Genomic DNA, 26,946 nt, shown 5'->3' with positions numbered 1-26,946 from the left:
CCATCATGAAGAAGCTGCTTCTCGCGGCGGGTCTTGCTGCGCCTATTGCATTCGCTGCCTGCACAACGGTGCAGCGGCACATGGCGACGACGGTTGCGAACATGTTTCAGACTCGCGTCAAACAGGCCTGTGCCGTGGTCCAACCGGAATTGAAGAGTCTGGCGGCGCTTGCCTCGCGCGGAAACGCACTGCTTGCCTCGCAGGCGTCGGCGCTGGGCTCACTCGCGACCGACAGCATGACCGTCTGCCAAACCGCCGCCAGTGTCGATACCGCATCGGTGCAGTCGCTCGTCAATACCTCGATTCCGGCGGTGCTCACTGTTGTCAATGATCTGCCGCTTGATGATCAGGCGCGGCTTGCCGTGCAGGCTAGTTTGATCGTGTTTCAGAGTGCGCTGTCTGCGGCTCTCGCGATACCGACAGCAGATTCGGTCCGGGATATTTACCGCACTTCCTATGAGACCGCAATCTGATTTGCTCTGCGGACCCGTATCACTCCGGCTACTAAGTGTTCACGAAAAATTCGTTTGAAATTCGGAGCCGTATTTGCTTAGCAATGCAGCAAGTTCGGCATCGATGGTATCGCGCGTCCAGGTGAGAGCTCGGCGCCATCGGTATTTCAGTTGCCGCCAGACGATCTCGATCTTGTTTAGCTCGGGACTGTAGGCTGGCAGGTAAAACAGGATAGCTTTATGTTCGAGCAACCAACGTTGGCGCGTCGCTTCGCTGATAGCGTGATGGACGCTGGCATTGTCCAGCACGATCAACCGTGGGCAGACCGCTTCTGCTGGCGAGCACACTGTAGATGAAGCGCTCGACGTCCGGGGCTTTGATGGTGCCGGTATGCGCGGCGTGGATCAACGTGTTCCTGCCGAAGTCCAGTACACCGATCACGCTGCGGCGGCAGTGATGGTTGGGCTCGACCTGATGAGGCAAGCCTCGTGGTGACCAGCTACGCTGAACCGGCGGCGATCCATGGAAGCCCGCCTCGTCGAGATACAACAGCCGCACGGCGTCCTCGCGCGCGGCATGCCGGAGCTTCTCGAGCGTGGCCTGTTTCATGGAGAATGCTTCATCGTCGCGCTTTTTTTGAGCGAGAAGCGGTTGCGCTTGAAAGTGAAGCCCGCGCGCTGGAGGGCTTCCCCCAGCGTTTCTTTCTTGCAGGGCAGCGGTTGACCGTGCGTCAGCTCAACACGTTGAGCTATCTGTGCCAGGGTCATCGGTTCTTCCCGCGCGATATTCAGTGCTGTGGCGACCATGTCATCGGAAAGTGCTGGCCGGCGGCCACCGTTATGGCCGCCCATCAGGCCGCATACGCCGCCGGCGCGCCATGCGTGCTGCCAGTTGTAGACAGACTGCCAGCTCACGTCGAGCTGCAAGGCGATGGCTTTGGGTTTGAATCCGCGCCCGAGCAGCAGCAGGCCCGCTGCCCGCGTGCGTGTGTCCCGATGCTTGTGATTGATCGACATTTGCTGCAAGGTCAGCATCTCGGCTTCGCTAAGTTCTACCGCACACCTCATTGGCCACCCTCGGCATCTCGGAGGCCACCAGGTTAGTCGGGTTCAAATGTTTTTACCAGGAAGACTTAACTCTCAAATGTGAGTAAAATTGATCTCAACATTTATATCGCGAGGAGAGCGAGATGGTGACGAAGACTGCAGCTGCCCTGCCGGACAAAATACGTAATAATCTGAATAATAGAGGGATGTCCGAGGGGATTCGCGCGGTCATTAAAACTGATTTTAAACCGAACGACACAATTCCTTTTATTTGGCTCGTGGCAACTGACCAATCGCTTTTATTCTGTTGCACACATAAAACGCGAGGGGTTTTTAAAACGATACCATGGGAAAGCATAAGCGAGGTGCGGCGAAACGGCGTGCGAGACGGTGCGCTATCAATTGAAATTATCTATGTGTCGCTTGATGTTCAGACGGATTTATTAGCGTTGCCGCCATCTGTTTCGCGATTGGAATTGGAGATTTTTATAAGCGCCTGCTCTGACGCCATGAATTGTGGGTAAAACTTACGGGTCGTTTCAGCTTCGTAATTTTGAGTCTTTACAGACGTTAAATTTTCCTGAGTTCGTAAAGTCCAGGCTGGGTTTTTTTGAATTTGCAGTGGTTACCTTCGGCCGATATGTGCCGCTCAAACAAAGCGTACAGAGTCTTAGTCGGAGTTTTCCCGGAACTTTCTAGCAACCCCGCCGCAATTGCGCGTTCGATAATCTCACGACAGGACAGCGGTTTACCAGCACGCTTCAAGACCGCTTCTGCCGCGGGGAGGAAGCCGTTTCCTGTTCGCCTCACCATCTCAAACTCCAGATTATTCTTTGTAGACAAACACATCATACCATGCGTAGCATGCGCGCATGGAAAAGAAGAATGTTGACCCGCGCATACTCGCTCTCTGCGAGAAGGTGACCAAGAAGCGTCCCAAGACCGTGATTGATCATATCCTGAAGCACGGATACATCACGACTGAAGAGCTTCAGGAAACGTACAGTTACGACCACCCACCGCGTGCTGCACGCGACGTGCGGGAGGAGGGGGTTCCGTTAGAGACATTCCGGATCGAGAGCAATCGGACAGGTCGAAAGATTGGTGCCTACAGGTTTGCTGACCCAGCAAAGATCAAACGAGGTCGCATTGGAGGGCGCAAGGCTTTCTCCAAGGCATTCAAAGACGCTTTGATTGAGCGGTATGGGGAGTTTGATGCACTTACTGCTCAGCGGGTCGAAGGAAGATATCTTCAAATTGATCACCGGGTTCCCTATGAGGTAGCAGGTGACGGGGAGCACGATGAAGATAATCTTGATGCGTACATGCTACTTGATGCCTCAAGTCAGCGAGCGAAGTCTTGGTCCTGCGAGCATTGCCAAAATTGGACGGAGCTTCTCGAAGAAAATACCTGCCGCACCTGCTATTGGGCTTTCCCTGAAAGCTACACCCATGTGGCGATGATCGAGGTCCGACGTGCGGATCTCCAGTGGGACGCAGAGGAAGTTAAGCTATTTGACCGTCTAGCAGATGAAGCGAAGCGAGAGGGCATCTCGGTGAGCGCCCTCATCAAACGAAAGCTACAAGGCTAGAGCTTGCTGAAGACTCTTGGGCTGTTCAAAAACTGTTTTCTCAGGCGCCTGCAAGTTTCCCGAAAGGTAAAGGCTTTCGATTGTTTCGTCGGCCTTACCTTGCAGCGTCGCTTGGCTAGACCTGCCTGCATGGAGTAGTAGGCGAGTCATTGACAAGTGATCAGGTAACGGAGGACCGTATTCTTTCTCGCCTGTCATCCCATCGTAAGACAACGCAAAACGAATATCACGCTGATTTAAGGACTTCAGGCCAGCAATCAGTCGGTCTTGTTCTAGTTGTTGGTGATAGCGCTTATCTCGGCCAACCGTAGTGCCGAGATAGGGTGGATCCATGTACACGAAGTCTTCCGGGTTTGCGTCGCTTGTTGTCGACAGCCAGTCGCCCTTGCGTAGCTCGGTTTTCCCTTTCAGAAGAAAGGATGCGCCCTCAATGGCGTCCGCCATTTTTTCTGGCGCCATGCCGAGTCGCCGCTTGTCAACTGACTGGGTAAACATGCCCTTGGCGTTGAAGCGCACGGCGTTCTTGACACAGCGACAAATCAGATAAAGCAGATCCACTGGATCGTGCTCGTTGTTGTATCGATCACGCACGCTGTTGAAATAATCGAGGTTGTCCTCGCGCTGCCCCTTCCAGATCTCTGCGTATCGGTTGGCCGTTTGCTCTGGGGCATCGATGATCGAGCGCCATAGTTCGATGATTGCCTCGAGACAATCGCCGATGACAAAGTGCCGCGCTAATCGGTGGTGCGCTGCATAGAGTGTCATAGCTGCAGACCCCGCAAAGGGCTCATAGAATGTCTCAATTTCCGCAGGTAGGACAGGATGTATCATCGGCGCTAGCTTGCGCTTGCTGCCCTGATAAGGAATTGGATGTGGAAGTTTTCTACCCATTCATGTCTCGCTTTGTGTCTGCAGCGCAGATCGCGCGTTGCCTCAAGAGAGGCTGCAATATACCCAAAAATCTTTCAAGTCGCCGAAGATTCTGGCTGCTCCTCAACTGGAATGTCACCAAATCTTGTCGTGGTGAGGCTACAACGGATTCGCAGAGCAAATGTAACGTACTATCCTGAGGTTTCCAACGACGGGCTGTGCTCGGCCAGCGCGCACACTCATGAGAGTGGCTGCCAGATGCAGCCTCGTGCCACGACAGCGGAGCTCATTCAGTCGCCGCGAGCGTGGCCTCGCGTTCTGGCACTTGTATGTGCTTTCCGGGCGAGAGCTGCGACTTCCATGCTGACCCTCTGGATAGGTTTACGGGCGTTCATGAAGGCTCAGGGCACGGTCGAACCGCGCGGGTGTAACATCGACATCGACGACGCCTGCACGACAACACTTGACAAAAACAGCCGGAGCGTGATTGAATAAAAGTGCATCTTGAATTGGGTCGACGCCCATGCCAACCTGCCTCCCCGGGCAAGGTGGATCGCGAAAGCGGATGTGGCTCTGAACAGGGCAACCAAGCGGGTAACGCGTCGACCCTCCTTGTCTGGAGGGTTTTTTGTTTTCAGATTCCGGCATTCCTCGCGAAACCATCGAGGCTTACCTGGAAACTCACTATTGCATCCACGGCGACACGCCCACGATTTTGAAAGTCGGCGAGACCAATCGGACGCTGGCGGCGCTGCACAAAGCAAATCACGTTGCCTGCAGTGCGTTCATTACCGCCTGCAATCCCTTCAGTCAGATTGGCGACGGTGCATCCAATGCTAGCCGACAAGAGGTGTTCGCGCGAGAACTAAGGCACCGAAGCCTAATCTTCATTGACGGCGTGGGGCAGCACCCTTCAAACCAGTGGTCTGGGGAAGCAAGCTATCTGGTGCTTGGCCTCTCGCTGGAAGCCGCAAAGACGCTCGGCACGAAGTTTGAACAAAACGCGATTGTCTGGTCGGGGGCGGATGTGACGCCGCAACTGATTCTCTTGCGATGAATTCTGCAATCGGAATGAGGATGTGTCATGGGCTACGACGTTATTGGGGATATCCATGGTCAGGCGAACAAGCTCCGCCTCCTGCTGACCAAGTTGGGCTATACGCAGCTCGGCACTGTCTGGCACCACCCTCACCGCAAGGCAATCTTCGTCGGGGACTTGATCGACCGTGGCCCTCATCAGCTTGAGACGCTGAAGATCGTTCGCGAGATGGTTGCCCATCAGCACGCCTTGGCCGTGCTCGGTAACCACGAGTTCAATGCCATCGCCTGGCATACGAAGGATCCCGCTCGCCCCGGGCATTATCTACGCACGCGTGTCGGCGACAAAGGCGAGAGCAACTTCAAGCAACATTGCGCTTTTCTCAATGAAGTTCAGCACGATCCGGCCACGCACGAAGAAATCGTGCAGTGGTTCCTGACGCTCCCTCTTTGGCTGGACCTGCCGGAACTGCGCGTTATCCACGCCTGCTGGCATCCGGACTACATGGCAAGGCTGAAACCCATTCTCAAGAATGGACGACTCGACCGACATCTGATCGTCGCGGCCAGTCGCAAACATTCCGCCGAATATCAGGCTGTCGAAACCCTTACCAAGGGCCTCGAGATTTCGCTGCCGCCCGGGATTATTTTCCGCGACAAGGATGGCACCGAGCGCAAAGAGGTCCGTGTGCGTTGGTGGGACCCCGAGGCCACCACATTCCGCGCTGCTGCCATCCTGCCATCGAAAATGTCCAAGGATCTGCCTGACACGCCCATCACACCACCGATTTCGATCGGCTATACCGGCGATAAGCCGCTCTTTTTTGGGCATTACTGGATGACCGGCACGCCACGGGTTTTGGCACCCAATGTTGCTTGCGTCGACTACAGCGCAGGTAAAGGCGGACCACTTGTCGCCTATCGGTGGGACGGCGAGTTGACTTTGAATGATCAGCATTTCGTGAATTCAGATTGAAGTAACGTGCGGTGTCGTGCGGTGTCGTGCGCTGTTCATGCTGACATGCGCCCAATCGGGCGAGTGACGCGCAACTCGCCATGAGCAAGATATCCCGCAGCGGTGACGACGTGAGCGATGCGCGAAAACCTTGGAAAGAAGGTGTGCGATGGCCAACGAAAAAGCGAATCCAAACGGCAAGGCAAAAACATCTCCGTTTGCAACCGGTATAGCCGGCCTGATGAAGATACCAGCACCACCCATCACGTTTACGACGCAATCTAACGTCGACGAAGATTGGGCACGATTTTCCGCAGATCTGGCATTGATATTGTCCGACCTCGACGAGGATGAATTTCTGATCATTTCCACGAAGAAGACCGGCCTCTACGTTCAATTCGCCGCGCAAGGCAAGTTCGGCATGCGAGCAGAAGCGGTCTCGAACAACTATGTCGATGACGAAACCCTACCGCATGACGCACGCGTAGTTATGCACGATCTAGGCTGGAATAGCCCAACAAAATTGCCAGCGAGGGCGGATCCGGAAGGACATACTTCCGATGGCTCACCGAATTTTTTTATCGATGCTGCCTCGCCCGTCCCGTATGAGGCAATCGCATCACTCGCAGTCGTCACCTTGCGCTTCGTTTTCCGCGTCGGGCATCCCGGTGAACTGAAATACCGCAGCTTCGGCGACAAGGCGGATTCGATTCGTTTGCCGACGCTGCGGATTGCCCGGGAACGCCCATAGGCAGACAGGTACATCTTTGAACGGCTGTCGGACCGCCGTACTGAGCGGGCCAGATCTACTTTCTGACTGAGGTATCGGCATGACATGGTTTAAACAGATTTTCGGCTTTTCCGAAGGGACTTATGCAGAAACGCAGAAGCGGTTTCGCGTCGAGTCAGAGAAACTCCATACGGATACGCAGCCACCTCGGAGTTTTCATGTCGGCACGTTAAATACGCCGAGCGTGGGCGAGCTACGAACACAGGTTGGCGCTCTTACGCCGCTCAGCGGAACGCGCTTAGCGCTGCGCGCGATTAGCGCCGACGCATATGCCTTGCATAGCTGGCCCGAAGCCAATGGGGCGCTGATCCAAGTGGCCAGTCAGTTCAACTTGTTGGAGATGCCGGGACCCGGCGTCACACCAGAACATGGAATCACGAACTATCAGCATGATCATACGCAGGGTCCCGCCTGCGCCAAGGCTTGCGCGCCTGGCACAGTTTTCCGCAATTACCTAGTGTCGGTGGAAGGCCAGAGCGGGCAGACTGCGACGCGTCAGATAAATACCTTTAAAGATCTCGACCATGCTATTGGCATTCCGGGCATTCAAATGCGGAACGGCTATGCGATGCTCGATGCTGAAACCGTTCGAGCAATCGGCCAGCACATTCAGGACCTCGACGAGGCTGGGCGTGATGAGTTGCGCCAACAGTTGCGTATTGGTTTGCACTGCAATACCGAGGTCACGGCAGTCGACGCCCCTCCCCTGCAACGCGTGACTCAAGCCTTTTGCTCGGCGTTGCCCGTCGCCTACAACCGTGCGCCGCGTTCGGATTGGGCACCATTTGCCTCCCTAGTACTGGAAGCCAGCTATGAAGCGACGTTGTTGGCCGCCGTGCTCAACCACCGTCAGACTGACAACCCCAAGGTCTATCTGACCACGGTGGGAGGCGGTGCTTTTGGTAACGAACGCAGCTGGATCCTGCAAGCACTGCGACGTGCGTTGCATCACGTACGCCATCACTCCCTGGACGTCGCCGTGGTTTGCTACGGCCAGGTATCGCAGGATCTCGTGGAATTGGCGGCTGCGATCAACGCCGGACGTTAGAAGAACCGTCAAATCCGCGCGCTACGGCTTGCCGCATATCCGACATGGGATCTCACCACATTCATTTACTTCTCTAGCGACACGGTCCGTACGATGTCCTCGAATTCGGCAAACATGTCCGGCTGATACTTCGTCAGAAAACGAACGACGGCGTCGTTGTCGAGGAGCTTGGCGATATAGCCCTTGGCGAGTACGAGGTTGAGAACGTCCTGCCCGTACGTTTGCTCGATCAGCTTGAACTGGCCGTGGACGTTGCCCATCTCGCGTTCCATGCGAGCCATCTGATCGGCCGTTACGCCCGCCATCTTCTTCGTTTTCGCCTCTCCTATAAGCATCTCCGGCGGTGTCGCCGCGAGCAGCGCCTGGCAATACGCTACCGTAATATTGTTTGCCGCGAGCATCAGCTCCACAGCCTCGATCTGCCGCGTTGGCTTCATCTTACGCAGCACGGCGCCGAGGTTTGCCGAAAACTGCTGGTCCTTCAGCAACTCGGCGGCCTCCTGGCAAAGCCCGTCAAGCAGATGCATTTTCTTGATGATGTGGCTGATGTCAACGCTCAGGGCACGGGCCAGGCGCTCGGGCGTTACACCCCGATCGACCGCACGCCGGATCATGAAGTGCTCCTGGATCGTGGACAAGCGGTTGATCCGATTGTTATAGGTGTAGCTCTCGTCATCGATTGCGACGAAACACGGCGCATCGACGAATTCGAGTTGCCGGAGCGCGAGCATCCGGATATGCCCATCGAGCAAAACATGCTGACCTGTTTTCGGATCCGGCTTGCTGATGGTAAGCGGTTCGATCAGGCCGACCTCCTCGATCGACGACACAATCGTTTTGAATTTCTTCGACTCGAGAACGCCATCAGGCGTTTTGCGCGATGGCAGGATCCGGTCGAGAGTGACGACGACGGGCTCGGGAATAAATCCAAGGGGCGGCTGGCTCATACGACGTGACTCCCTTCCCAGACCCGCTCAGCCAAATATTTCGGCAGCGTCTCCAGACCTTCTGCACGCAGAAGATTGGTGAAATTTTCATCTTCAAGTAACTGACGCAAGGCTTCAACGATGAATAGCAGCCGCTGTTGGGTCATTTCAGCCTTCCGGATCATCAGTCGCTGACGCTCGACCTCATTCTGATAGTTTCGCACCAAGCTCGATGGCGTCACCTCGGTTTTTTTGCGCGAGGCGCCCCGCGCGAGTGACCGGCCTTGCGTCCGCCGCCGCTCAATAACGCGCCGAGCCTGAATCAACTGACTGCCGCGCAATGTTCCAGCCTCATAGGCGTCTTGCAACGCGGCTTGAATGGCCTTATCGTCGTTGCCGGCACCCGCGATGGTCATAGCGGCATTGAGCGGAATACGCCCACGTTGGACTGCAGCCAACAGACGCTCCTCGCCATTCTTGAGCAGGTACAGGATCCCCTGGATGTATTCAACGCTCAGGCCGGTTTTTTCGGCAATAGCCTTCTTGTCGTATCCCAGATCTCGCAGGCGTTCGATGCCACAAAGTAGCTCAAGCGGCTGATACTGGCGGCGCGCGATGTTCTCCGACAGACTCATGATGAACGCCTGCTCGTCGTCCACATCCTCGATAATCGCCGGAATGTGCGACTCACCAAGCACCTGGAATGCCTTGAGACGTCCCTCTCCGCAGACCAGCAGGTAGCGCCGTGCCCCACCCGGACCGTTGCGTGGCGCCACTCGGATTGGTTTTTTCAAGCCAACGGCCCGAATGTTCGCGACGATTTCATTGAACACCCTGCTATTGCGCTCGCGCGGATTGAGCACGTCGATCAGGTCGACCGGGATCATCTGGAGGTCGATCGCGGAATGTTCCTTGTTCATGCGGCTCTCCGGAGGCGATAGCGTTCGGCCATGCCATATAGGTAGTCCAGGTTCTCGAAGCGGTAGCTCTCGTACTCGATGCGGTTGTGATCGGCAAGCGATATTCCGGGCTGCCCGAAGTCGAGGCGAGGCAGTAAGTAATAATCCAGTGGGTTCTCGTTGGATTCGTCGAGCCGAACTGCGACCGTGATGTCAGGCAACAGGCTCGCATCGAAGCGCACCTTCCAGCGCCGCCGGCCGTTGTCCAGAACAAGGCAGCGCGCAAGCACCATCGACACGGTGAATTCACGGTTTACATCGAGCAGGTCGGTAGCGAGATCCCGCTGGACCGAGCCGCCCAGGTCAAGGATCATGCGCTCGGTCTGACTGATGATTTCCGGATGCAGCCGGCGTAGGAACTGATTGACCTCGAGGAACCGGTAGTCGCGGTCAGGCGTGAATCCGACCGCCTCATAGGCGCGCAACAGGCTGCCAAAACGGTGGATGTATGCTGCCGTCGACGGCATGCCCTCGGCCTCGTCAATAATGAGCCCCGATAAGACGCCGCGCTGCCTGAACAGATTTCGCAGCTTCTCGAGCAATTCTTCGTTGCTATACCTGTGCGATCTCGCCCGGAGGATGCCTTGCGCGGTGTAGAAAATGTCGGGCGGAACGATCGCCTCGAACGCGCCGTCCTTTCGGATCCACATCTCCGGCTCGTTGACCACGCGGTGCTTCTTGAGCTTGAATGAGATCCGGTTGTAGATGTTGTTGCCAATGTATTTCTCATTGCTGAGCACCTGCCGCACGGTCGCCCTCGTCCACTCTCTCCCGAGATCCGTGGGAACACATCCAGCGTTCAGCCGCAGCGCGATTTCCGATTCGGTGAGCCCGTCGTCGACGAACCATCGGTAGATCTGGTTAACCGTTGCGACCTCCTGCTCGGGCCCCGGCATCAGGATCACGCGATCGGTCTGAAGGCTCTTGTGCTCGCCACGCGCCAGTTCGCTCTTGAACGTGCCGGTCTGGTCGACGAGCACACGCCTCAAGCCGTAGCCGGCCGGACCACCCTGACGATACCCGAGCTCGATCAACCGACACTGCCCTGCGAACACCTTGGCCGACAGTTCCCGGCTGTATTCGCCGGCCATTGCGCGCTTGACGCCTTTGACGATCGTCGAGACCGGCGAACCATCGTTCTCGAACTGCTCCGCACAGTACGTAACCTGGATGCCTGCACGCCGGCAAATATATTCGTAATAAGCACTCTCGTCGGCATCCTGGAACCGGCCCCATCGGCTGACGTCGTAGACGAGAATCATCTCGAAGTCAGCATTACCGGACTCAACATCGCGGATCAGCCGCTGCAAAGCCTGTCGTCCGTCAATGCTCAGGCCGCTTTTGCCTTCATCGGCGTAGGTCCGGACGATCTGGATGCCGCGAAGCTCGGCGTATTCCCGGATCTTATCCGCCTGATTCTCTGTCGAGTATTGCTGGTGCTCGGTGGACATCCGGACATATTCCGCTGCCCGGTAGATAACCGTCGGCCGCGAAGCTTCATCGGGGGGATTTTCCTGCCACATGGTGACCGGTCGCCTGATCGAGGGGGTTGCTGTTCCCGGACATCCCGCCGGGGGCCGGCGTGACAGGCGATCCAGCCCCGTCACGGTCTCCGGGAAACGGTAAGTGGCGAGCTTTTTTGTGTCGATCACGTCCTCTCTTTGCACACGTCCATCTTGCGCGGACATGTTTCACACACTGGCGTGATTTCGACTAGCCAGGAATCCGTCGAAGCTCCTGTTGGCGGAGAAACTGGCGTGATCCGGTACATGCCGGACGGCGCGATGCACACGTCCATCTTGACAACGCTGGCAAAGGCCGCGGATGGCTGGCTCCGTTGCCGGGCGCGGCCGCTGGTCACATAATCCGAATAGTCACGCCGGTACTGACGCCAGTAATCCGGGTTACGGCTCAACCACGCGCGCTGCGCATCACGCTGGTTGTCACGGTAGTCGGAGTCGGTACGGAGTTTCTCGCGCTGCCACTGACGCTTGCGGGCGCGCTGGCAAGCGGGCGACGAGCAGTAGGCTTGATGGGGCGTCTGCGGACGCGGCTCGAACAAATCGCCACAGCAGGCGCAAAGTTTGTGTGCCATCGAGAATCCCCCGAGCGGAACGCAATCGGGGGAATTGTCCACAGTGATGGCTTACTTGCCGAGATTGGAGTCCGAGATACCCTCGCCGCCAGTTAGCACGAGTGCACTCGAATTCTCTGCCACCGGGCGCCGGGCTCAGTCCTGTGCCCGAACGACTTTGTACCAGCGTGGTACATGCCCACTCGGTGCCGCCGCCTCGACCTTGCGAACGGGCAAAGGCTGCCCCGCCGAAGTGCCAGGCGCAGGAGTTTTTGCTTTATTCGGCGTCGGTGTCATGAGACATGACTCCTCGAAGCTTTCGACGTCCACGAGGCGGTACGCTACCCGGCCGCGCAGTTTCAGGTATTTCGGTCCGTCCCCCTCCGAGCGCCAGCGTTCGAGAGTGGCTTCGGCGACGCCCCAACGGGCCGCGAGCTGCTTTTGATTAAGGTGAACGACTTCCATCTTGGACTCCCTTCGAATGTGTTGGCGGGAGTCCATGAAGGCGCACTTTCGTTCGCAAGCCAAGTCTGGATTAAGGACATCGGTTCGATTCCCCACTTCGGAATCGAACTGGCTCCCGATGCGGATCTAAAGCACCGTTCCCAGCGCGTCGGTCCAGACGATGGCACATTTCGTGACTCGTGGATTTGACGTGTCAACCCCACTTTTAGAGACAGTTCGCAGCACTTGGCAACTTGCCGGAAGTTCGGTTTGGTGCGCGTCGCCCGGCAGTTCATGGCAGGGTGCGACCCCACCACCAGATATCAAACAAAAACTCGCGGCAGCCCAACAGCTTCGCGAGTTTTTGTTTCCAACGCCCGCTTTTTAACGGCGCGGCAGTGGCTACGGCAGCCGCCGTTGCGGCGCCTTCGCGCCGCCAGCCATCCCGCCGCTTAATTATCCTGAGGGCACTGCAGGTTACAGCCGCTCGGGTCACCCATATCGCCCTTTCTGCGCGCCGCCGACGGCTTGCCGTGCTGATACTTGTCCGAAGGTGCCGATGCCGCGAACGGCATTTGCGGATGCTCGTTGAGCTTGAATCCGTCAGATAGGATGCCGCCCGGCACGCCTGGCGAATTCTGCGCGAAAGCGATATCGGCGGTTGCAAGTAGCGCTCCCGCTGCTGCGGCAGCGATACAAACATTAAGCAGGAATTTCATGGTCGATCAGTACGGACAAAGCGCATCAAAAACGGCGCGTTAAAAACAGTGGTGCAATAGCGGTCCAAAGTATCACAAAAAGCGGCGGACTCTGCAGCGCCAATCGACCGCGATGTTGCTTCGTATTACAAAACCCGCCCCGACCAGCCCACCCCAAGCGGCACGATCGCTCCACATTCTCCCGGATCGTAGCCCTCCAGCTGCGCCACGGACTGGCGAAACGGCGCGCTGCGCAACAACTGCAGCACGCTCGCCAATGGCTCACGCTCCAGTTGGGCGCGCTCGCACGCGAAATAGTAGTCTTCGTCGGCGATCGGGATGAAATCGAGGCCGAAGTGGTGCGCCGCCGGCTCCACGCCGAAACCCACGTCGGCCATGCCGCTCGCGACAAACGCCGCAATCGCCGAATGGGTGAGTTCCGCTGACGCATAGCCGTTCACGCGCTCCGGGTCGACGCCCACGCGCGTGAGCAGCAGATCGATCAACAAACGCGTGCCCGAGCCCGGCTGCCGGTTCACGAAGCGAATGTCGCCACGCGACAGGTCGGCGAGGCCGGCGATGCCGCGCGGGTTGCCGCGACCGACGAAGAGGCCCTGCTTGCGGCGCGTGAGGTGGATCAGCACATGGCGCTGCGGATCGAGCCAGTTGCGGTAGGCGTCGGCGCAGGCTTCGCGAAAATCGCTGCGCGGAAGATGAAAGCCGGCCAGATCGCATTCGCCGCGCGCGAGCGCCGTGATGGCGTCGGCGCTGTCGCGATATTTGATCTCCACGGGCACCTGGTCGGCGACGAGCGCCGTGACCAGCGCCGCCACCGCGTAGCCATGCGAGGCGTGGATACGCAGGTCCTGCGCGTCGGGCGCGAGCCAGCGGTTCAGATCGCTCGCCACTTCGCTCGCGAGCGCCTGAAGGTTGCCGGACAGGCGCTCCGTGCACAGACGCTGCGAGCGCAGCACCGCTTCGCCCAGTTCCGAAAGCACGGAGCCGCGCCCGCGCGCCTTGGCGATCAGCGCACCGCCCAGGCGCTCCTCCAGATCGCGCAGCAGTCCCCACGCGTGACGATAGGACAAACCCTTACGCTGCGCGGCCTGCGCAATGCTGCCCTCTTCAGCGACAAGCGCGAGGAGCGGCACCACGTCCGTCAGACTGGCCTCCCGGCCCTGTACGTCGCGCACTACCAGTTGCGCCTGACATTCGACCTTGATCATTATGAAATCCAATTTCCTATTGCGCCGCCCTTCTTACGGGCCTATTGTTCGTCCATACAAGAAAACAACCCCAGCATAGATGCGCACTTTATGAATAGCAAGCGCATATATGCCTCCACAGGAGCTCTACAGTGGACGAGACAACCGCAAGCGCGCCCGACGCCCTCGTGCAGCGCCATGCCCAACCGGGCCGCACCCTGCTCGCAATTCTCCATGCGATCCAGGACGAAGCCGGCTTCGTGCCGTCCGCCACGGTCGCCCCGCTCGCGAAGGTGCTGAACCTTTCGCGCGCCGAAGTGCACGGCGTCATCACCTATTACCACCACTTCCGCACCGCGCCGCCCGCGCCCGTGGTTGTGCAGCTGTGTCGTGCCGAGGCATGCCGCAGCATGGGCAGCGAAGCGCTCGCGCAGCACGCCGAGTCGCATACCGGCTGCCGCTTCAAGCAGCACGGCCACACCAGCGATCACGCGCACGACCATACGCCCGCCGGCGAAGTGGAATTGGAGTCGGTCTACTGCCTCGGCCAGTGCGCGCTCTCGCCCGCCATGATGATCAACGGCACGCTGCATGCACGCGTGACCCCGCAGAAGTTCGACGCGTTGCTGGCAAAAGCGGTGGCCGCCGTCGCCCATACCGAGGAGGCCGTATGACGCGCATCTATGTTCCCCGCGATTCGTCGGCGCTCGCGCTCGGCGCCGATGAGATCGCCGCCGCCATCCAGCGCGAAGCCGCTGCACGCGGCGCGGCCATCGAGCTCGTGCGCAACGGCTCGCGCGGCCTGCTGTATCTCGAACCGCTCGTCGAGGTCGAAACGCCCGATGGGCGCGTCGGCTATGCGAACGTCGAAGAAGACGACGTCGCAAGCCTCTTCGACGCGGGCTTCCTGCAAGGCGCGCAACATGCGCGCTCGGTCGGCCTCGTCGAGCAGATTCCGTATCTGCGCAAGCAGCAGCGCCTCACCTTCGCCCGCATCGGCATCACCGATCCGCTCTCGACTGACGATTACGTCGCGCATGGCGGGCTCGAAGGCCTGCGCCAGGCGCTCACGATGAGCGGCGCCGACGTCTGCGCAGCACTGATCGAATCGGGTCTGCGCGGACGTGGCGGCGCGGCATTCCCCGCCGGCATCAAGTGGCGCACCGTCGCCCAGGCCCAGGCGGACCAGAAGTACATCGTCTGCAATGCAGACGAAGGCGACTCGGGCACGTTCTCCGACCGCCTCGTGATGGAAAGCGACCCGTACGTGCTGATCGAAGGCATGACGATCGCCGGGATCGCCGTGGGCGCCACCGTCGGCCATATCTACGTGCGCAGCGAGTATCCGCATTCGATCGCCGCGCTCGAAGAAGCGATCGCCCGCGCACGCGCCAAGGGCTGGCTCGGCGACGACGTGCTCGGCAGCGGCAAGCGCTTCGACCTGTTCGTCGCGAAGGGCGCTGGCGCCTACGTCTGCGGCGAGGAAACCGCGCTGCTCGAATCGCTCGAAGGCAAGCGCGGCATCGTGCGCGCGAAGCCGCCGCTGCCCGCGCTCGCCGGCCTCCACGGCAAGCCGACGGTCATCAACAACGTCATCACGCTCGCCACGGTGCCGATCATCTTCGCGAAGGGCGCGGCGTACTACAAGGACTTCGGCATGGGCCGCTCGCGCGGCACCCTGCCGTTCCAGCTCGCGGGCAATATCGCGCGCGGCGGGCTCGTGGAGCTCGCGTTCGGCGTGACGCTGCGCGAGCTGATGGTTGACTACGGCGGCGGCACCGCCAGCGGCCGCCCCGCGCGCGCCGTGCAGGTGGGCGGCCCGCTCGGCACCTATTTGCCCGAGAGCCAATGGGATATTCCCATGGACTACGAAGCGTATGCGGCAGTTGGCGCGGTGGTCGGTCACGGCGGGCTCGTCGTGCACGACGACACCGCCAACCTCGCTGGGCTCGCCCAGTACGCGATGGAGTTCTGCGCGCTCGAATCGTGCGGAAAGTGCACGCCGTGCCGCATCGGCTCGACGCGCGGCGTCGAGGTAATCGCGAAGATCCGCAATGGCGACACCTCCGGGAAGCAAGTCACGCTGCTGCGCGATCTGTGCGACACGATGGTGTCCGGGTCGCTTTGCGCGATGGGCGGCATGACGCCCTACCCCGTGATTTCCGCGCTCAACTTTTTCCCCGAAGATTTCGGTCTTGAACCTGTCCAGCCAGCCGCCAGCGCGGCGGCCGCCTGAACGAGGAGCCACCACCATGTCCGACACGCTCATGCCCCAAGCCGGCGGCTGCGGCTCCGGCAACTGCGCCTGCAAATCGGCAGCGATGAAGCAACGCTCGCCCTTCGACGACACCGATTTCGGCACGCCGCTGCGCCACGCCGATGTGGACGTCACGCTCGAAATCGACGGCCAGTCCGTGACGGTGCCCGCAGGCACCTCCGTCATGCGCGCCGCGGTAGAAGCGGGCATCAACGTGCCCAAGCTGTGCGCTACCGACTCGCTCGAACCGTTCGGCTCGTGCCGCCTGTGCCTCGTCGAAATCGAAGGCCGGCGCGGCTATCCCGCTTCGTGCACGACACCGGTGGAAGCCGGCATGAAGGTGCGCACGCAAAGCGACCCGCTGCACAAGCTGCGCCGCAACGTGATGGAGCTTTACATCTCCGATCACCCGCTCGACTGTCTCACCTGCCCCGCCAACGGCAATTGCGAACTGCAGGACATGGCGGGCGTCACGGGCCTGCGCGAAGTGCGCTACGGCTTTGACGGCGCGAACCACCTCAAGGACAAGAAGGACGAATCGAATCCGTACTTCACCTACGATCCGTCGAAGTGCATCGTCTGCAATCGCTGCGTGCGTGCGTGCGAAGAAACCCAGGGCACGTTCGCGCTGACCATTTCCGGACGCGGCTTCGAATCGCGCGTCGCCGCGGGTGCGAGCGAATCGTTCATGGATTCGGAGTGCGTTTCGTGCGGCGCCTGCGTGGCCGCCTGCCCGACCGCGACGCTGCAGGAGAAGTCGATCGTCATGCTCGGCCAGGCCGAGCACTCGGTCGTGACGACCTGCGCGTATTGCGGCGTGGGCTGCTCGTTCAAGGCCGAAATGAAGGGCAACGAAGTGGTGCGCATGGTGCCGCACAAGAACGGCCAGGCGAACGAAGGCCACGCCTGCGTGAAGGGCCGCTTCGCGTGGGGCTATGCCACCCACAAGGACCGCATCAAGAAGCCGATGATTCGCGCGAAGATCACCGATCCGTGGCGCGAAGTGAGCTGGGACGAAGCGATCAAATACGCCGCGAGCGAGTTCCGCCGCATCCAGGACAAGTACGGGCGCGATTCGATCGGCGGCATCACGTCGTCGCGCTGCACGAATGAAGAAACCTATCTCGTGCAGAAACTCGTGCGCGCCGCGTTCGGCAACAACAACGTCGACACCTGCGCACGCGTGTGCCACTCGCCCACCGGCTACGGCCTGAAGACCACGCTTGGCGAGTCGGCGGGCACGCAGACTTTCGCGTCGGTCGATTACTCGGACGTGATCATGGTGATCGGCGCGAACCCGACCGACGGCCACCCGGTGTTCGGCTCACGCCTGAAGCGCCGCGTGCGCCAGGGCGCGAAGCTGATCGTCGTCGATCCGCGCCAGATCGACATCGTCGATACCGCGCACGTGAGGGCCGAGCATCATCTGCAACTGCGCCCGGGCACCAATGTCGCGATCGTCAATGCGCTCGCGCACGTGATCGTCACCGAAGGCCTCGTGGACGAGGCGTTCGTGGCCGAGCGCTGCGAGACGCGCGCGTTCGAGCAGTGGCGCGATTTCGTCGCGCTGCCCGAGAACTCGCCGGAAGCCGTGGCCGAAGTCACCGGCGTGCCGGCCGAGCAAGTGCGCGCCGCCGCCCGCCTCTACGCACGCAAAGGCAACTCTGCGATCTACTACGGCCTCGGCGTGACCGAACATGCGCAGGGCTCGACCATGGTGATGGGCATCGCGAACCTCGCGATGGCGACGGGCAACATCGGCCGCGAAGGGGTGGGCGTGAATCCGCTGCGCGGCCAGAACAACGTGCAGGGTTCGTGCGACATGGGTTCGTTCCCGCACGAGCTGCCGGGCTACCGCCACGTGAGCGACACGGTAGTGCGCAACGAGTTCGAGAGCGCCTGGAACGTCGCGCTGCAAAGCGAGCCGGGCCTGCGCATTCCGAACATGTTCGACGCGGCGATGGACGGCACCTTCATGGGCCTCTACTGCCAGGGCGAGGACATCGTCCAGTCGGATCCGAACACCCAGCACGTGGCGGCGGCGCTGTCGTCGATGGAATGCATCGTCGTGCAGGACATCTTCCTGAACGAAACCGCAAAATACGCGCACGTGCTGCTGCCGGGCTCGTCGTTCCTCGAAAAGGACGGCACCTTCACCAACGCCGAGCGCCGCATCTCGCGCGTGCGCAAGGTGATGCCGCCGGTGGCCGGCTACGCGGACTGGGAAGTGACGATCCTGCTCTCCCGCGCACTCGGCTACGAGATGGACTACACGCACCCGGCGCAGATCATGGACGAGATCGCGCGTCTCACGCCGACCTTCCACGGCGTCTCGTACAAGAAGCTCGACGAAATGGGCAGCATCCAGTGGCCCTGCAATGAAGAAGCGCCCGAAGGCACGCCGATCATGCACATCGAAGAGTTCGTGCGCGGCAAGGGCAAGTTCGTGATCACGAAGTTCATCGCCTCGCCGGAAAAGGTCACGCGGCGCTTCCCGCTGCTGCTCACGACGGGCCGCATCCTCTCGCAGTACAACGTGGGCGCGCAGACGCGCCGTACCGAGAACTCGCGCTGGCACGAGGAGGACCGGCTGGAGATTCATCCGGTCGATGCCGACGACCGCGGCATTCGCGACGGCGACTGGGTGGGCATCGAATCGCGCGCGGGGCATACCGTGCTGCGCGCGAAGGTAAGCACGCGCATGCAGCCGGGTGTGGTCTACACGACTTTCCACTTCCCCGAATCGGGCGCGAACGTGATCACCACGGACGCCTCGGACTGGGCCACGAACTGTCCCGAGTACAAGGTGACCGCCGTGCAGGTGAGCCACGTGCAGCAGCCGTCGGAATGGCAGCGCGAGTACTCGCGCTTCAACACGACCCAGCTCGAGTTGCTGAGCAAGCGCGAACCGCTGGCCACTTCAGGGAAATAAGGCGATGAAAGCAGACCACCTGATCGAAATGGCGAACCAGATCGGCAGTTTCTTCGACTCGCTGCCCGATCGCGATGAAGCGCTCACGGGCATCGCCGAGCACATCCGCAAGTTCTGGGAGCCGCGCATGCGCCGCACGCTGCTGGCGGCGCTCGACGGCACGGCCGCCGATGCGGGGGCCCGGGAAGCCGGCTTCACCGAGATCGTGGCCGCCGCGCTCACGCGGCATCGCGACTCGCTCACGCCCGCAGCGGCGGCTTGATCGCAGCGCTGTATGAAGAGCGGGGCGAAGCGCGCACACCGTGCGCCTTCGCCCCGCTTCGCACGAGCACTGCCCTGCCTCAACGCAATCGACCTACTGCGCCGCGGGCCGGGGCGCGGACGCAGGCGTAAACCACGTCTCGCAATGGCGCAGCAAGCCGTGCAGGTCCGATCCCGTTCGGCCGCGCGCGCAGATGTAGCCATCCGGTCTCACGAAATAGAACGCAGGCCGCGTGCGCCCATAGGCATCGCTGAGCGAGGGCGCGCCCTCGCCCGCCAACGGCGCCTCGCTGTCCGGCAGATCCGCCACCCACCAGACCCGCACCGCCTGCGGCAACACCCGTTCGACCGCCTCGGCAAACGGCCTGAGCGCGGCAACCGCGTTTGCTGTGCCGGTCGCGCCCAGAACGCTCGCGACGCTCGCCGTGCCATCCGGCTGCGCATGTTCGGCGGCTTCCACGGCGCGCACCGCGTCGTCGTCCACCAGCAGGAACAGCGAGAAGCTCGCCGGATCGTGCAGATCGAAGATGCGGCCCTTGCCTGGCGCCTTGCCAAGCGGCCCGTCGACCACCCGCACGAGGGCGTCGGGCGCGCGCTCGCCCGCGCGCGGTCCGCCGTCGAGCACGCGCTCGAGCGTGAGCGCGCTACGCCGGTATTGGATCGACAACTCGCTCAACGCCTCGCGCGCCGCATCGCGCAGCGGACCGAGCGCGACCAGCGCCGGCATCACGCGCTCGCGCAATAGTTTGAGCGGTCCGTGATCGGCTTCGACCAGTTGCGTCATGAAGCTCGTCTGCCGCAGCACGATGCGCTCGATCGGATAACGCTCGGCGTGGTACGTATCGAGCAGCCGGTCCGGCGCGCCGCCCAATGCGCGCGCGAGCTTCCAGCCCAGATTGAACGCCTCCTGAATGCCCGTGTTCATGCCCTGCGCGCCTGCGGGGCTGTGCACGTGCGCGGCATCTCCGGCGAGAAAGACGCGCTCCGCGCGCAGAAAGCGCACCATGCGGCTATTCACGTGAAAATACGACGCCCAGGTCATGTCGGCGACCGAGACGAGATGGTGGATGCGGCGCTCGACGATCGAGCGGCATTCTTCAAGCGTCGGCACGGGCGGCGCGCCTTCGGGCGGGGCCGGCAGCATCGCCTTGTGATCGGCCATCAGACGATAGCGCCCGCGCCCATACGGAAAGATCGCGGCAAGCCCGTCGCCCGATGCGAACACGTGGAACTCGTCTTCGGGCCACGGCGTGCTCGCGGCGATATCGGCGAGCAAGAACGATTGCTCGCTCGACTCGCCATCGAACTTCATGCCCAGGTGGTGACGCACCGTGCTGTGCGCGCCATCGGCGGCGATCATCCAGGCGCAGCGCAACGCTTCGGTGCGGCCGTTGGCAAGACGCACATCGGCGCTCACGCTGGCGGAACCTTGATTGAATTCGATCAGCTCGACGCCGCGCTCGACCTCGACGCCAAGCGTCGCGAGCTGCGCCGCGAGAATGCGCTCGGTCTCGCTCTGATCGATGAACAGCAAGTACGGATAGCGCGTGAACAATGGATCGAAGTCGAGGCGCGCGCGGCGCTGGCCGTTCGAATAGAGATTGGCGACGTGCGCGCGATGACCACGCTCGAGAAAGGGCTCGATAATCCGATGCTGCTCGAAGAGTTCGAGCGTGCGCGCCTGAATGCCAATCGCGCGCGTGTGACGCCCGGGCTCTCGCGCGCGATCGATCAGGCGGACCGGAATGCGCGCGCGGGCAAGACTCAAGGCGGCGGCGAGACCGGTCGGCCCCGCGCCGACGATGAGCACGGACGGCTGGGAAAAAGCCACGGTCATGCAGACCTCCATGCGATCGACATGAGACGTAGTGTACGCCCGCTCCTGGCCCCGTTGAGCGCCCCGATGCGGCCAGCGGAGTCCCGGCAGCGCTCGCGCGCGCTCAGGAATGACTCAGGGATGAAGATGCGGCGCGCCGTCGAGCGAGCAGCGATGCGCGCTCGTGCCCAAATCCACCTGCAAGGTCACATGCTTCACGCGGAATTGCGTACCGAGCGCGCTCACGATACCGTCGAGCACGGCATCGCCGGGATGGCCGGCCGGCATCACGAGATGCGCGGAAAGCGCGTTACCCGTGGTGGAGAGCGCCCAGACGTGCAGATCGTGCACATCGGTCACGCCCTGCTGCTGAGCAAGAAAGCCGCGGATGCGCTCGATATCGACACCTTCGGGCACCGCTGCGAGCGCAAGCCGCACCGACTCGCGCAACAGCCCCCAAGTGCCGTGCACGATCACGAGCACGACGACGATGCTCATCGCCGGATCGACCCAGCTCCAGCCCGTCGCCAGGATCACGAGGCCGCTCACGGCAACCGCCGCCGAGACGCCCGCGTCGGCGGCCATGTGCAGGAAGGCGCCGCGAATGTTGAGATCGTCCTTCTGGCCGCGCATGAAGAGCCACGCCGAGAAGCCGTTGATCACCAGGCCAAGCGTGGCGACGATGAACACGTCGAGTCCGGCCACGGGCGCGGGATACAGCAGACGGCCGATCGCCTCGGCAAGAATCGCACCGCAGGCGACGAGCAGCAGCGCCGCGTTCGCGAGCGAAGCAAGGATCGACGAACTGCCGAAGCCGAACGTATAGCGCGCCGAAGGCCGGCGCGTGGCGAGCCATGCGGCGCCCCAGGCGAGCAGCAGGCCGAGAACGTCGGAGAAGTTGTGGCCGGCGTCGGCGAGCAGCGCGGTGGAATGTGCGATCACGCCATACACCGTCTGCGCCACCACGATCACGATGTTCAGCGCGACAGCCAACGCGAACGCACGGCCATGGCCCGAGGCCGGCGCGTGATGGTGATGATGGTGGCCGTGTGCGCCGTGGTCGTGGTGGTCGGCGTGGTCGGCGTGTACGTGACCGGGATGGTCGTAGCCGTGGTCGTGAGCGCCATGCCCATGCCGTGGCGCGGCGCCCTCGCCTGCATGCCCGGAATCCGCGCGCGTCACGTGAGCTCCTGCCAGGTGGAGACCGGCTCGGCCACGTGCTCCAGCATCCCCGCGAGCATCGCGCTGATATGCGCGTCAGCGCCGGCGTAAAACACCTGTTTGCCTTCGCGCTCGGCCCGCACGATGCGCGCGGCGCGCAGCAGGCGCAGATGATGGCTCACGAGCGACGACGACAAACCCAGCGCATCGGCAAGCGCGCCCACCGCGCGACGGCTCTGCACGCAGGCCAGCACGATGCGCAGGCGGGTGGGATCGCCGAGCAGGCGGAACAGGTCGGCGAGCGGCGCGACGCGCTCGTCTTCGGGATACGACAACACGGCGACGACCCAAACATATGAACAGATGTTCAAATGTTAGTTGCGGTACGGCAACAGGTCAAGCCGCGCTGGAAGGCCGCGCACGCGAGGTTCGGGGAGCACCCATCCGAGTGTGGGAAAATGCCGCCTTCGTCACTCCCCGTATTTGTCTTTCAGTCATGGAACAGGTTTTTGTCCGCGCGTACGCCGCACATCGCGACGGCCGGCTGGACGACGCCGAGCGCGGCTACCGCGCGACGCTCGCCGCCGATCCCGTGCACGTCGATGCGCTGCACATGCTCGGCGTGCTGCGGCATCAGCAGGGCCAGCACGCCGAAGCCGCGGACCTCGTGCGCCGCGCGGTCTCGCTGCGGCCCGACGACGCCGCGCTCCAGCTGAATCTCGGCAATGCGTTGAAGGCGCTCGGCGAACTTGAGGGCGCGATCGAGCGCTTTCGCAATGCGCTCACGCTGGCGCCCGCGTTCGCGCTCGCGCACTACAACCTCGGCAACGCCTACGCGGCGGTCGGCCGCCACGAGGACGCGATGTACGCGTTCGGCCACGCGGTGCGCCTGCAGCCCGGCGACGCCTCATCGCATAACAATCTCGGCAACGCCCTGCACGCGCTCGGCCGCCATGCCGACGCCGCCGAGGCGTTCCGCCGCGCGCTCAAGATCCGTCCGGGCCATGCCGGCGCGCACAACAATCTCGGCATGGCGCTCAACGCGCTCGGCGACTGCGCGGGCGCCGTCGAGCAGTTCCAGAAGGCACTGCGCTTCCAGCCGCGTTTCGTCGCCGCGCATTTCAACCTGGCCAACACGCTCGACGCCACCGGCTATCACGCGCAAGCCGTCGCGGGCTTCGAAACCGCCCTCGCGCTGCAGCCGCAATTCCCGCCCGCGCTGTTCGGACTCGGCAATGCGCTGGCGGCGCTCGGGCGGCACGAAGAGGCGCTCGGCCCGTACGAGCGCGCGATCGGCCTCGATCCGAAGTTCGCGCTCGCGTGGCTCGCGCTCGGCTCGGCGCAGCACGCGCTCGGGCGCCACGCCGCCGCGCTGCGCGCCTTCGACGAGGCGCTGCGCGTACGGCCCGATCTCGCGGCCGCGCATCTGAATCGCGCACTGATATTGCTGACGCTCGGCGATTTCCAGCGCGGCCTTGCCGCCTACGAGTGGCGGCTCGACCCGGCCGCCCGCGAAAGCGTCGGTGGCGTCACGGGCGTCGCGAATGGCGCGCACGCCGCCGACATCATGATGATCACCGCGCCGCCCGTGAATCGCGATGCCGCCGCAACCGCACTCGCCGCCGTGCCCCGCTGGCGCGGCGAGCCGCTTGCCGGCCGCACACTACTCATCCACGCTGAGCAAGGCTTCGGCGACACGCTCCAGTTCGTGCGCTTCGTGCCGAACGTCGTGGCACTAGCACACAGCGGCGCGCGCATCGTGCTCGAAGTCCAGGCGCCGCTCGTGCCGCTCATCGCACCGGCTGCCCACGTCGCGCGCATTACGTTGATCGAACAAGGCGCGCCGCGACCGACCGTCGACCTGCACTGCCCCCTGCTCTCGCTGCCGCTTGCGCTCGGCACGACTTACGAAACCGTGCCTGCGCCCATGCCCTATCTTGCGGCCCCGCCCGCCTATCGGCGCAAATGGCGCGGCTCGCTCGGCGGGCAAGCCAAGCGCAAAATCGGCCTTGCCTGGTCGGGCCGCATCATGAAGCACGAAAACCGCTCGCTGCCGCTCGCCGCGCTAGAGCCGCTGTTCGCGCTCGAAGGCATCGACTGGATCGTGCTCCAGCCGAACCTGAGCGAGGCTGAGCACGCGGCGCTCGATGCGCATCCGCGTGCGCGCACCATCCACCGGCTGGATGGCAGGCTGGAGGATTTCGCGGACACCGCTGCCGTCATCGAACGCCTCGACGCCGTGGTCTCCATCGACACGTCGATTGCCCACCTCGCGGGCGCGCTCGGCGCCAAGCTCTGGCTGATGCTGCCGTTCGCCGCCGACTGGCGCTGGTTCACCGGCACCGACGCGAGCCCCTGGTATCCACGCGCGCACCTCGTGCGCCAGCTGCGGCCCGGCGCATGGGACGAGGTGGTCGCACGCGTCGCCGCTGCGCTGCGCGAGGCCTGAGGCCCGACAGCAGATATCCAATGCCCAGCATGCCCACCGCCCCTGCCCTCACACTGCGCCCGGCCACGACTGCCGACGCCCCGCTGCTCGCCGCCATGCATGCCGCGAGTTGGCAAGCCACGTATCGCGATCTGCTGCCCGCCGCATTCCTCGAACGGGAAGTCGATACCGAACGCGCCGCATACTGGCGCGCGCCCATGGAGGCGCCCGGCGAGGACCGCCGCCTCGTGCTGATCGCCGAACTCGGGGAACAACCGGAAAGCCGCACGCCGGTCGGCTTCGTCTGCGCCGAGCGTCAGCCCGGCTCGCCCTGGGGCGCGTTGCTCGACAATCTGCACGCCCTGCCGGGGCATCAGGGCATCGGCGTGGGCAAGCGGCTCATGCAGGCCGCCCAGGCGTGGGCGCGCGCCCAAGGCGAATCCCGGCTCTATCTCTACGTGCTCGAAGGCAATACGCCCGCCATCGAATTCTATGAGCGGCAAGGCTGGCAATATTCGGGGGCGGAGCCCGACCATATGGGCGGCATCGACATTACCGCGCTGCGTTACGTCTATCGGCTCGACGCCGCATAACAAAAAATGAGATAGCGATTGGCACAGCCCGGAACACGTATCGACGGCAGTTTTCGTCCGGTTTTCAGACGTTTCCGATAGATTGCCCTAAGTCTCGCTTGCATCATTCGAATCCAAACGATTGACCCGTACAGACGTACAAAGCACGACAGCGCTGGCAAACCGCGCGTCTTTCGGGTTCCACCGTGTTCTGGTGCCCATCCCGCCAAGGCAGCGAGAAATCCATGTCAACTTATCCGTTAGTTCAGGTGGAAGGCGCACTCGCGATGCCGCGCATGCGTCCACTCAACCGCGTCCCGCCGCCATTTGGTCGCGAGTGGGCGCTCATGCCCCCCCACTTCAGCCTGCGCACCGAACTTCAGGCGTTCTATGCGGCCCTCCTGCGCACGGTGTGCCTGAGCGCGGAAGCGTTTCGCAAAGTCTGTCGCTGGGACCTGCAGCGCCGCTTCACGCCTGAACCGCCGCGTCCCGCTGCGGCACCCGTAGGCAGCCCGCTCAACGCCGCGCAGGCCCAGCAGGCGGCCGGCGCACGACCTGCCCGGCGCGTCGAGCGCATTCCGCCGCCCTCACACAAGCTGACAGCCACAGCGGTTGCCATTGGTGGCGCAGTGCTGCTCACATGGATCGTGGCAAGCCATGCGCCATTCGGCGACGGCAAAAACAATGCGGTTCTGCACACGCCGACGCCCCCCGCTTCGAACCACGACGAAAGCGCATCGGCACGCCTTTCCGACGAACGTGCGCGACACGACCTCGCCACGTCCGCCGGCCCCCGTGCCGATCAGTACGCACCGGCGAGCACACCTGCCACGGCGGCACGAAGCACGGCCATGCAAACGGCAGCGGCCAACGCCACGCGGCGTCAAAGCCCGGCATCGTCGCCCATCATCGTCACGCCCGGTACAGCGCCTGCCCCGGCAGTCGCCCGTGGCCCCGCAACCTCCACGGCCGCAGGTACGGCAAAGGCCGAGCGGCCGGATTTCGCGGCACGCACGAACCCAGGCGCCCCGCTACGCGGCACATTGACCTCCAAGGCAACGCGCACGAATGGCGCAACGGCCAACGCCACGAAGGGCCGCGAGGCCGTCGAAACCGGAACGCGCTCCGCGCACGGTGAAAGCCGTCGCCATCCGGCACACGACTTCACACCGCATCGCAGCGCGCCGCTCGTGACCACCCAGCGCACCCAGGGCGCGTATTCGGAAGCCTCCGACTACTCGCCCTTCCAGCCAGGTGGCATGTCAAGTAGCGACTACTCATCGCTGTCGACATACGCAGGCACGCGCGCGGCACCGCGTCCGACAAGCAGCGCAACCGTGAACGTCGACAACACGGATTGGGTGAATCACGTTTCGCAACGCCGCGTGACCGAAGTGCCCGACCACTTCGCGAAGTAGACC

Annotated in this window: 29 protein-coding genes and 1 riboswitch; of the genes, 14 read left to right on the top strand and 15 right to left on the bottom strand. The window is 62.3% G+C overall.

Features of this window, described 5'->3' with window-relative positions:
* The first annotated feature begins 5 nt into the window (after positions 1 to 5).
* Complete coding sequence (locus tag PWP93_RS02410; RefSeq protein WP_421043323.1) at positions 6 to 473, top strand: hypothetical protein; 468 nt, start codon at positions 6 to 8, stop codon at positions 471 to 473.
* 39 nt (positions 474 to 512) lie between these two features.
* Here the strand turns inward: PWP93_RS02410 and PWP93_RS02405 are convergent, their stop codons facing one another.
* From PWP93_RS02405 to PWP93_RS02395, 3 genes are read right to left on the bottom strand one after another with little or no spacing between them, the layout of a single operon-like run.
* The gene (locus PWP93_RS02405) at positions 513 to 761 is read right to left on the bottom strand and encodes a transposase (protein WP_421043322.1); all 249 of its coding nucleotides are present in this window, start codon (positions 759 to 761) and stop codon (positions 513 to 515) included.
* Positions 691 to 1,062, bottom strand: coding sequence for a hypothetical protein (locus PWP93_RS02400; RefSeq protein WP_421045097.1), 372 nt, complete (start codon positions 1,060 to 1,062; stop codon positions 691 to 693). The genes PWP93_RS02405 and PWP93_RS02400 overlap by 71 nt, the downstream gene beginning before the upstream one ends.
* Positions 1,059 to 1,487, bottom strand: coding sequence for a helix-turn-helix domain-containing protein (locus PWP93_RS02395; protein WP_421043321.1), 429 nt, complete (start codon positions 1,485 to 1,487; stop codon positions 1,059 to 1,061). Before PWP93_RS02395 ends, PWP93_RS02400 begins: the two co-directional genes overlap by 4 nt.
* A gap of 155 nt (positions 1,488 to 1,642) precedes the next feature.
* Between PWP93_RS02395 and PWP93_RS02390 the strand changes: the two genes are divergently transcribed.
* A complete protein-coding gene (locus PWP93_RS02390) occupies positions 1,643 to 2,023 on the top strand; it encodes a hypothetical protein (RefSeq protein ID WP_421043320.1) in 381 nt (126 codons plus the stop codon).
* 46 nt (positions 2,024 to 2,069) lie between these two features.
* On the opposite strand, the gene PWP93_RS02385 is transcribed toward PWP93_RS02390, so the two are convergent.
* A complete protein-coding gene (locus PWP93_RS02385) occupies positions 2,070 to 2,312 on the bottom strand; it encodes a winged helix-turn-helix domain-containing protein (protein ID WP_421044986.1) in 243 nt (80 codons plus the stop codon).
* Between the two features lie 59 nt (positions 2,313 to 2,371).
* On the opposite strand from PWP93_RS02385, the gene PWP93_RS02380 reads away from it, so the two are divergent.
* Complete coding sequence (locus tag PWP93_RS02380) at positions 2,372 to 3,091, top strand: hypothetical protein (RefSeq protein WP_421043319.1); 720 nt, start codon at positions 2,372 to 2,374, stop codon at positions 3,089 to 3,091.
* Here PWP93_RS02380 and PWP93_RS02375 read toward each other — a convergent pair.
* Positions 3,080 to 3,982 carry a DNA adenine methylase gene (locus PWP93_RS02375; protein ID WP_421043318.1) on the bottom strand — a complete coding sequence of 301 codons (903 nt, stop codon included), beginning with the start codon at positions 3,980 to 3,982 and terminating at the stop codon, positions 3,080 to 3,082. The two genes, PWP93_RS02380 and PWP93_RS02375, sit on opposite strands and share 12 nt — an antisense overlap.
* 473 nt (positions 3,983 to 4,455) lie before the next feature.
* Positions 4,456 to 4,561, top strand: a riboswitch (SAM-I-IV-variant riboswitch).
* Between the two features lie 28 nt (positions 4,562 to 4,589).
* Here PWP93_RS02375 and PWP93_RS02370 point away from each other — a divergent pair.
* From PWP93_RS02370 to PWP93_RS02355, 4 genes are all read left to right on the top strand, one after another.
* Positions 4,590 to 5,018, top strand: a complete 429-nt coding sequence (locus PWP93_RS02370; protein ID WP_421043317.1) for a DUF3293 domain-containing protein — start codon at positions 4,590 to 4,592, stop codon at positions 5,016 to 5,018.
* 27 nt (positions 5,019 to 5,045) lie between these two features.
* Positions 5,046 to 5,975: a metallophosphoesterase gene (locus tag PWP93_RS02365; RefSeq protein WP_421043316.1), complete on the top strand. Its 930-nt coding sequence runs from the start codon at positions 5,046 to 5,048 to the stop codon at positions 5,973 to 5,975.
* A gap of 148 nt (positions 5,976 to 6,123) precedes the next feature.
* Complete coding sequence (locus PWP93_RS02360) at positions 6,124 to 6,705, top strand: TY-Chap domain-containing protein (protein ID WP_421043315.1); 582 nt, start codon at positions 6,124 to 6,126, stop codon at positions 6,703 to 6,705.
* 79 nt (positions 6,706 to 6,784) lie between these two features.
* Entirely contained in the window at positions 6,785 to 7,792 is a 1,008-nt protein-coding gene (locus tag PWP93_RS02355; RefSeq protein ID WP_421043314.1) for a hypothetical protein, read from the top strand.
* Positions 7,793 to 7,857: 65 nt separating this feature from the next.
* On the opposite strand, the gene PWP93_RS02350 is transcribed toward PWP93_RS02355, so the two are convergent.
* From PWP93_RS02350 to PWP93_RS02320, 7 genes are all read right to left on the bottom strand, one after another.
* Positions 7,858 to 8,739, bottom strand: a complete 882-nt coding sequence (locus PWP93_RS02350) for a plasmid partitioning protein RepB C-terminal domain-containing protein (RefSeq protein ID WP_421043313.1) — start codon at positions 8,737 to 8,739, stop codon at positions 7,858 to 7,860.
* A complete protein-coding gene (locus PWP93_RS02345; RefSeq protein WP_421043312.1) occupies positions 8,736 to 9,638 on the bottom strand; it encodes a plasmid partitioning protein RepB C-terminal domain-containing protein in 903 nt (300 codons plus the stop codon). The genes PWP93_RS02350 and PWP93_RS02345 overlap by 4 nt, the downstream gene beginning before the upstream one ends.
* Positions 9,635 to 11,200, bottom strand: coding sequence for a recombinase family protein (locus PWP93_RS02340; protein WP_421044985.1), 1,566 nt, complete (start codon positions 11,198 to 11,200; stop codon positions 9,635 to 9,637). Before PWP93_RS02340 ends, PWP93_RS02345 begins: the two co-directional genes overlap by 4 nt.
* A gap of 125 nt (positions 11,201 to 11,325) precedes the next feature.
* Positions 11,326 to 11,772 carry a hypothetical protein gene (locus PWP93_RS02335; protein ID WP_421043311.1) on the bottom strand — a complete coding sequence of 149 codons (447 nt, stop codon included), beginning with the start codon at positions 11,770 to 11,772 and terminating at the stop codon, positions 11,326 to 11,328.
* Between the two features lie 135 nt (positions 11,773 to 11,907).
* A complete protein-coding gene (locus PWP93_RS02330) occupies positions 11,908 to 12,216 on the bottom strand; it encodes a helix-turn-helix transcriptional regulator (protein WP_421043310.1) in 309 nt (102 codons plus the stop codon).
* A 431-nt stretch (positions 12,217 to 12,647) separates the two neighbouring features.
* Positions 12,648 to 12,914 carry a hypothetical protein gene (locus tag PWP93_RS02325; protein ID WP_421043309.1) on the bottom strand — a complete coding sequence of 89 codons (267 nt, stop codon included), beginning with the start codon at positions 12,912 to 12,914 and terminating at the stop codon, positions 12,648 to 12,650.
* Between the two features lie 125 nt (positions 12,915 to 13,039).
* Positions 13,040 to 14,119 carry a substrate-binding domain-containing protein gene (locus tag PWP93_RS02320; RefSeq protein ID WP_421043308.1) on the bottom strand — a complete coding sequence of 360 codons (1,080 nt, stop codon included), beginning with the start codon at positions 14,117 to 14,119 and terminating at the stop codon, positions 13,040 to 13,042.
* Between the two features lie 131 nt (positions 14,120 to 14,250).
* Between PWP93_RS02320 and PWP93_RS02315 the strand changes: the two genes are divergently transcribed.
* Genes PWP93_RS02315 through PWP93_RS02300 form a run of 4 tightly spaced genes read left to right on the top strand, consistent with a single transcriptional unit; the run spans position 14,251 to position 19,549 of the window.
* Positions 14,251 to 14,772 (top strand): NAD(P)H-dependent oxidoreductase subunit E, encoded by a 522-nt coding sequence (locus tag PWP93_RS02315; RefSeq protein WP_421043307.1) that lies wholly within the window; start codon positions 14,251 to 14,253, stop codon positions 14,770 to 14,772.
* Positions 14,769 to 16,334 carry a formate dehydrogenase beta subunit gene (locus PWP93_RS02310; protein ID WP_421043306.1) on the top strand — a complete coding sequence of 522 codons (1,566 nt, stop codon included), beginning with the start codon at positions 14,769 to 14,771 and terminating at the stop codon, positions 16,332 to 16,334. Before PWP93_RS02315 ends, PWP93_RS02310 begins: the two co-directional genes overlap by 4 nt.
* 16 nt (positions 16,335 to 16,350) lie before the next feature.
* Positions 16,351 to 19,287 (top strand): formate dehydrogenase subunit alpha, encoded by a 2,937-nt coding sequence (fdhF, locus tag PWP93_RS02305; protein ID WP_421043305.1) that lies wholly within the window; start codon positions 16,351 to 16,353, stop codon positions 19,285 to 19,287.
* 4 nt (positions 19,288 to 19,291) lie between these two features.
* A complete protein-coding gene (locus PWP93_RS02300; protein WP_421024462.1) occupies positions 19,292 to 19,549 on the top strand; it encodes a formate dehydrogenase subunit delta in 258 nt (85 codons plus the stop codon).
* A gap of 93 nt (positions 19,550 to 19,642) precedes the next feature.
* On the opposite strand, the gene PWP93_RS02295 is transcribed toward PWP93_RS02300, so the two are convergent.
* From PWP93_RS02295 to PWP93_RS02285, 3 genes are all read right to left on the bottom strand, one after another.
* A complete protein-coding gene (locus PWP93_RS02295; protein WP_421043304.1) occupies positions 19,643 to 21,385 on the bottom strand; it encodes an FAD-dependent monooxygenase in 1,743 nt (580 codons plus the stop codon).
* Positions 21,386 to 21,499: 114 nt separating this feature from the next.
* A complete protein-coding gene (locus PWP93_RS02290) occupies positions 21,500 to 22,546 on the bottom strand; it encodes a cation diffusion facilitator family transporter (RefSeq protein WP_421043303.1) in 1,047 nt (348 codons plus the stop codon).
* A complete protein-coding gene (locus PWP93_RS02285; protein ID WP_421044984.1) occupies positions 22,543 to 22,890 on the bottom strand; it encodes an ArsR/SmtB family transcription factor in 348 nt (115 codons plus the stop codon). The genes PWP93_RS02290 and PWP93_RS02285 overlap by 4 nt, the downstream gene beginning before the upstream one ends.
* Before the next feature lie 131 nt (positions 22,891 to 23,021).
* Between PWP93_RS02285 and PWP93_RS02280 the strand changes: the two genes are divergently transcribed.
* The 3 genes from PWP93_RS02280 (at position 23,022) to PWP93_RS02270 (ending at position 26,943) form a co-directional block, all read left to right on the top strand.
* Positions 23,022 to 24,974, top strand: a complete 1,953-nt coding sequence (locus PWP93_RS02280) for a tetratricopeptide repeat protein (RefSeq protein ID WP_421043302.1) — start codon at positions 23,022 to 23,024, stop codon at positions 24,972 to 24,974.
* 29 nt (positions 24,975 to 25,003) lie between these two features.
* Positions 25,004 to 25,546, top strand: a complete 543-nt coding sequence (locus PWP93_RS02275; RefSeq protein ID WP_421044983.1) for a GNAT family N-acetyltransferase — start codon at positions 25,004 to 25,006, stop codon at positions 25,544 to 25,546.
* Between the two features lie 326 nt (positions 25,547 to 25,872).
* Positions 25,873 to 26,943, top strand: coding sequence for a hypothetical protein (locus PWP93_RS02270; protein ID WP_421043301.1), 1,071 nt, complete (start codon positions 25,873 to 25,875; stop codon positions 26,941 to 26,943).
* The last annotated feature ends 3 nt before the right edge of the window (positions 26,944 to 26,946 follow it).

This window comes from Paraburkholderia sp. A1RI-2L, assembly GCF_048957375.1.
Lineage (GTDB): Bacteria > Pseudomonadota > Gammaproteobacteria > Burkholderiales > Burkholderiaceae > Paraburkholderia.
This window is presented reverse-complemented; position numbering and strand designations above follow the sequence as displayed.